At 61.0% G+C, this 5,794-nt stretch carries 4 protein-coding genes and 1 pseudogene; all 5 read left to right on the forward strand.

What is annotated here, in order from left to right; translation table 11 throughout:
* Nucleotides 1–779, forward strand: a pseudogene (locus tag AC04MI_RS22995) (pilus assembly protein PilY); the annotation flags it as partial.
* The gene (locus AC04MI_RS23000; RefSeq protein ID WP_436079202.1) at nucleotides 776–1,291 is read left to right on the forward strand and encodes a type IV pilin protein; all 516 of its coding nucleotides are present in this window, start codon (nucleotides 776–778) and stop codon (nucleotides 1,289–1,291) included. The pseudogene AC04MI_RS22995 and the gene AC04MI_RS23000, both read left to right, overlap by 4 nt.
* Nucleotides 1,288–1,857 carry a GspH/FimT family pseudopilin gene (locus tag AC04MI_RS23005; RefSeq protein ID WP_436079201.1) on the forward strand — a complete coding sequence of 190 codons (570 nt, stop codon included), beginning with the start codon at nucleotides 1,288–1,290 and terminating at the stop codon, nucleotides 1,855–1,857. Before AC04MI_RS23000 ends, AC04MI_RS23005 begins: the two co-directional genes overlap by 4 nt.
* Before the next feature lie 222 nt (nucleotides 1,858–2,079).
* Nucleotides 2,080–4,677 (forward strand): ATP-dependent chaperone ClpB, encoded by a 2,598-nt coding sequence (clpB, locus tag AC04MI_RS23010; RefSeq protein ID WP_476498793.1) that lies wholly within the window; start codon nucleotides 2,080–2,082, stop codon nucleotides 4,675–4,677.
* Between the two features lie 179 nt (nucleotides 4,678–4,856).
* Nucleotides 4,857–5,794: hypothetical protein (locus AC04MI_RS23015; RefSeq protein ID WP_476498794.1), on the forward strand; the 938-nt coding region annotated here is incomplete at its 3' end.

Here is a 5,794-nt window from a genome sequence, read left to right on the forward strand (position 1 = left end):
ACCCACTGTATATCGCCCGCACCGGAGATGCGAGTCCCAAGGTGCAGCCTATTTTTGCGGCTCCAACGCCTTTCGCGGGTCCGATTGTCGGCGGATTGGAGTCTTTTTATGTGGTTTTTGGAACCGGTAAATATCTAGAATCGGGCGATAATATTTCCACAACGACGCAGTCGCTCTACGCTGTATATGACAATGGTACTACTACTGCCGATGATTCGCCGGCCGGGGCTAGCGTTATTACCGGTCGAGGGCGCCTGCAAGCAGGTACTGTAAATACGACTACCAAGACCATCGCGGTCAGTACCTTCAAGTGGGGGCGTCCGACGACTAATGCCGATACTAGCAGCCGCGCTGGTTGGTATTTTGATTTGCCAGTGTCTGGTGAAAGAATCGACCAAGCCGCGCTTGACCTTGGAACATTGTCTGCTGCTGTGAATTCGAAGATCCCTGGCTCTACCACTTCGGGAGCCGGTTCTTGCTCTAACACACTGGGCAGCGGCAACCAATATTTTCTGAGTATCAACAGTGGGTCCGGCTCCTATACGCCCTCTAGTCTTGGTCTGCTTGGGCCACCGGTGCTCCTCTCGAGCGATTCGGAGACTGTGGTTACTCCGTCTGATAGTACAGGCAGACGTGTCCGGACGACAACATTGCGTCGCTTTACACAGGCGCAGAGCGGTATTGATACTAGTGCCCCTCCTGTGACGACGAAAGAAACTATCGGGCGCTTAAATTGGCGGCAAATTTTTAACTATCAAGATATGAAGAATGCGCCATGAATAGAACTAAAAATTATTCAATGGGGTTCACTTTGATTGAACTCATGATTGTTGTGGCAGTTGTTGGTATCCTAGCTGCTGTTGCTTATCCTGCTTATACTGATTCTGTCTTGAAGGGCCGTAGGGCCCAAGGTAGGGCAGCGGTGGCGCAGTTAATTCAGCAACAGGAGCGCTATATCACTCAGCAGAATTGCTATCTTGGATTCACCACGAATTCTTCGACGGGTGCTGCGACCGCTACCTCTCCAGGTTCGGCTTGCGGGGGGGTTACTGCGACGTCTGTGCCCTTCAAGACCTTTTCGGGTGATACATTGGCAAATTCTCATTACATATTAAGTGCAGATACTTGTCCGGCCGGCTCTAGTACCCTCTCTATTGGCGATTGCGTCAGAGTTATAGCCACACCAATCAAGGCTGATCCCAAAGTAGGTGCGTTGCAGATGACGACTACCGGTACAAAATCGTGCACGGGTACTGCTGCAGCGACGAATCCGCAACTCTGTTGGCCATGATTATGAAAAATCGGAGTACTGGTTTTACCCTGATTGAGCTTATTATTACGATGGCTATTGCGGCAGTGTTGGCTGCGCTTGCTGTGCCTAGTTTTGTCCAATATCAGCGTAATTCGGAACTCACCTCGCTAACAAACTCGCTGCTGGCCGCGGTGAATGCTGCAAAGGGTGAGGCTATGAAGACGGGTAGGAATGCATTTGTGATTCCTAAGGGTACTGGCTGGAACAGTGGCTGGATTGTTTATGTGGATATGAATCGTGACAATTCTTATACTGAGGGGACTGACGTGGCGGTTCAAACGCGAGATGCGCTCAAGAGCTATTTCAGCATCACCGGTAATAGTATCGCCGCGGGATCAACTCCTTATATTAAATTTGATAATTCTGGCTATTCCGTGGACAACAGTGCTGCGCCTGTGGCGCTGAGTTTGACTATTGCTAGGACCGACGCACCTAGCACAAGCGCCCTGGAAGAAACCCGGCGTGTGGTTGTAGCGCGGACGGGGCGCGTGAGGACATGTAAACCAAGCACCGACTCAAGCTGTACTAGCTCAGCTACGCAATAAGTGGTTCGAGGGTCCACTGAATGCCTCTGCGCTATTGCTTAGCCTGACTCTTTGAGGCAATGCTTTTAGTGCTAGGTGTCTTTGGGTTTTCTGAACCTCTGGCATTAGCGGCTGATTGCAGGGGCGTCAAGCTACTGACGCAGGTCAATATCCAAACGAAAAACTGTCTTGAAATCAGGCACTCCCTGCCTCAAGTTCAGTGCAACTCGGAGGACATAGACCATGCGTCTCGACAAATTCACCACCAAATTCCAGGAAGCCCTGAGCGATGCACAGAGCATTGCACTAGGCAATGATCACGCCTACATCGAGCCGGTACATGTGCTGCAGGCCATGCTGCAACAGGACGATGGCCYGAAGGCGCTGCTGCAGCGTGCGGGCGCCAACGTACCCGGCCTGTTGGCGGGGGCCGAGGCGGCGGTTAAGCGCCTGCCTCAGGTGCAGGGCAACGACCAGGTACAAGGCGGCCCTGAGCTAGGGCGTGTGCTCCAGGCCACCGAGAAAGAGGCCATCAAGCGGGGTGACCAGTTCATCGCCAGCGAGCTGTTTTTGCTCGCCGTGATCGACAGCAAGGGAGACGCAGCAAAAATCGCCAAGGACAACGGCCTCACGCGCAAGAGCCTGGAGGCCGCCATCGACGCCGTGCGCGGCGGTCAGAAGATGGACAGCGCAGAGGCAGAGGGCCAGCGCGGCGCTCTGGCTAAGTACTGCCTGGATCTCACCGAGCGCGCKCGCCTKGGCAAGCTSGATCCKGTGATYGGCCGCGACGASGAGATCCGCCGYGCSATCCAGGTKCTGCAGCGCCGCACCAAGAACAACCCSGTGYTSATCGGCGAGCCCGGCGTGGGCAAGACCGCCATCGTCGAAGGCCTGGCSCAGCGCATCGTCAACGGTGAAGTGCCCGAGGGCCTGCGCGGCAAGCGCGTGCTGTCGCTCGACATGGGCGCGCTGATCGCCGGTGCCAAGTTCCGCGGCGAGTTCGAGGAACGCCTGAAGGGCGTGCTCAACGACCTGGCCAAGAACGAAGGCCAGATCATCCTCTTCATCGACGAGCTGCACACGATGGTCGGCGCAGGCAAGGCCGAGGGTTCGATGGATGCCGGCAACATGCTGAAGCCCGCGCTGGCGCGTGGCGAACTGCACTGCATCGGCGCGACCACGCTGGACGAGTACCGCAAGTACGTCGAGAAGGACGCCGCGCTGGAGCGCCGCTTCCAGAAGGTGTTCGTCGGCGAGCCCAGCGTCGAGGACACCATCGCCATCCTGCGCGGCCTGMAGGAAAAGTACGCRGTGCACCAYGGYGTCGAGATCACCGACCCCGCCATCGTCGCCGCCGCGCAGTTGAGCCACCGCTACATCGCCGACCGCCAGCTGCCGGACAAGGCCATCGACCTGATGGACGAAGCCGCCAGCCGCATCCGCATGGAGATCGACTCCAAGCCGGAGGAAATGGACCGGATGGAGCGGCGGCTGATCCAGCTCAAGATCCAGCGCGAGGCGCTGAAGAAGGAAAAGGACGCGCAGTCGAAGCAGCGCCTGGCCGATCTGGAAACCGAGATCGAATCGCTGCAGCGCGAGTTCAACGACCTGGAAGAGATCTGGAAGGCCGAGAAGGCGACGCTTACCGGTGCGACGAAGATCAAGGAGCAGATCGAGCGCGCGAAGCTGGAGCTCGAGGCCGCGCAGCGCAAGCAGGACTACGCGCGCATGAGCGAACTGCAGTACGGCCAGCTGCCGGAGCTTGAAAAGCAGTTGTCGGCCGCGCAGGAGGCCGAGCAGAAGGGCTTCCGCCTGCTGCAGGACAAGGTCACCGACGAGGAGATCGCCGAGGTCGTCAGCCGCTGGACCGGCATCCCGGTCAGCAAGATGCTGGAAGGCGAGCGTGAGAAGCTGCTGCAGATGGAGCAGTCGCTGCGCGGCCGCGTGATCGGCCAGGAAGAGGCGATCAAGGTCGTCTCCGACGCGGTGCGCCGTTCGCGCGCGGGCATTTCCGATCCCGACCGTCCGAGCGGCTCGTTCCTTTTCCTGGGCCCGACCGGCGTGGGCAAGACCGAGCTGTGCAAGGCGCTGGCCGAGTTCCTGTTCGACAGCAGCGACGCGATGGTCCGCATCGACATGAGCGAGTTCATGGAGAAGCATGCGGTGAGCCGCCTGGTCGGCGCACCCCCGGGCTACGTGGGCTACGAGGAAGGTGGCTACCTGACGGAGGCCGTGCGTCGTCGTCCCTACAGCGTGATCCTGCTGGACGAGGTCGAGAAGGCGCACCCGGACGTGTTCAACATCCTGCTGCAGGTGCTGGACGACGGTCGCCTGACCGACGGACAGGGCCGCACGGTGGACTTCCGCAACACGGTCATCGTGATGACGTCCAACCTGGGGTCCAGCCTGATCCAGGACATGTCCGAGGGCGATGGGTCGGCTGATACGCCGGAGCGCTACACGCAGATGAAGGCGGCGGTGATGGGCGTGGTGCAGGCGCACTTCCGTCCGGAGTTCATCAACCGGCTGGACGACATCGTCGTGTTCCATCCGCTGGACAAGACGCAGATCCGCGAGATCGCGCGCATCCAGACGCGTTACCTCGCCAAGCGGCTGGCCGAACGCCAGATCGCGCTGGAACTGGACGACTCGGCGCTGATGCTGCTGGGCAACGTCGGTTTCGACCCGGTATACGGCGCGCGGCCGCTGAAGCGCGCGATCCAGGCACAGCTGGAGAACCCGCTGGCGCACAAGATCCTGTCGGGTGCGTTCGCCGCCGGCGATACGGTGCGCGTCCGCGCGGAAGGCGGCCAACTGGTGTTCGAGACCGTCGCGCGCTGACGGACGGTAGGCCAGCGCCTGTCCTGCTTTCGTCCATCGGCGCGTGGTAGTACGTTATGGGGCGGCCTGCGATGGGGCAGGGCCGCCGCCGTGCGCGCGAGGACGCGGAGCTGGCAAGGGGCAAGGGCGGACGGATGGCCGATCATGCAGGGCAGCCGGTGCGTGGCCTGGGCGGGAGCATGCAGGTGCTCCTGTTGGGCGGCATGTGCCTGCTGCTGCAGCAGATCCCGATCCGCTACCGCATCGACTTCTTCGGCGAACTCGCCGATGCCTCGCTGATCCACCTGCATACCGGCCTGCTGCTGGCCATCGCCATGCTGGTGCGCGATGCGCGCGTGGTGGCGGGCTGCTTCGTGCTGACGTTCGCGGGCTGGACGCTCCGCCAGCTCTACCTGTTCGATGACGGCCAGCCCTCGTGGACGTTGGCGTGGGGCGCAGCCTCGTACCTGTTCCAGTACGGCTGGACGCGGCTGTGCGCGCGCTGGATGGGATGGCCGCGCATGGCCGGCACGGGCGTGCAGCGCGGCGACCTGATGCGGTTCGCCGCGATCGGGCTGCTGGTGTACCCCATCGTCATCGCGCTGCTGGGTTTCAGCATCGCGCTGGTCAATACGCCGGCCGTGGCGGTGAGCGCCGCCTTCCAGATGTTCTTCGCCAAGCAGTTCGGCGTGGCGGTGGTGACGCTGCCGCTCGTCATCGGCTGGCAGGAACGTACGCTGCCCGCGGCGCGCTCGACGATCGGCCGGCATTGGATGTGGCCGGTGGTGCTGGGGCTGGGCCTGGCGATCAGCCTGTGGGCGGCGGTGCAGGTCCGGCAGTCCTTCGGTGGCGTATCGCTGCCGTCGGCGCCGGTGCTGATGGACTACCGCTTCGCGCTGCTGCTGGTGCTCGCCTGGTGCATGCTGCGCCTGCCGCCGCGCTGGGCGATGCTGTCCCTGTCGCTCACCCTGTTGTTGCTGGTCGGCATGGTGGCGGGCACGGCCGAGTACGCCAATACCCCGGTAGGCTTCTTCAACCTGCTGCACATCGCGGCGGAAATGAACATCCTGCTGCTCGCGATGCTCTACCTGTGGCTGACCAACCGCGACCGCTCCGCGCTGGCGGAGCAGCTGTCGGA

It is taken from the genome of Acidovorax sp. LjRoot204, assembly GCF_056175785.1.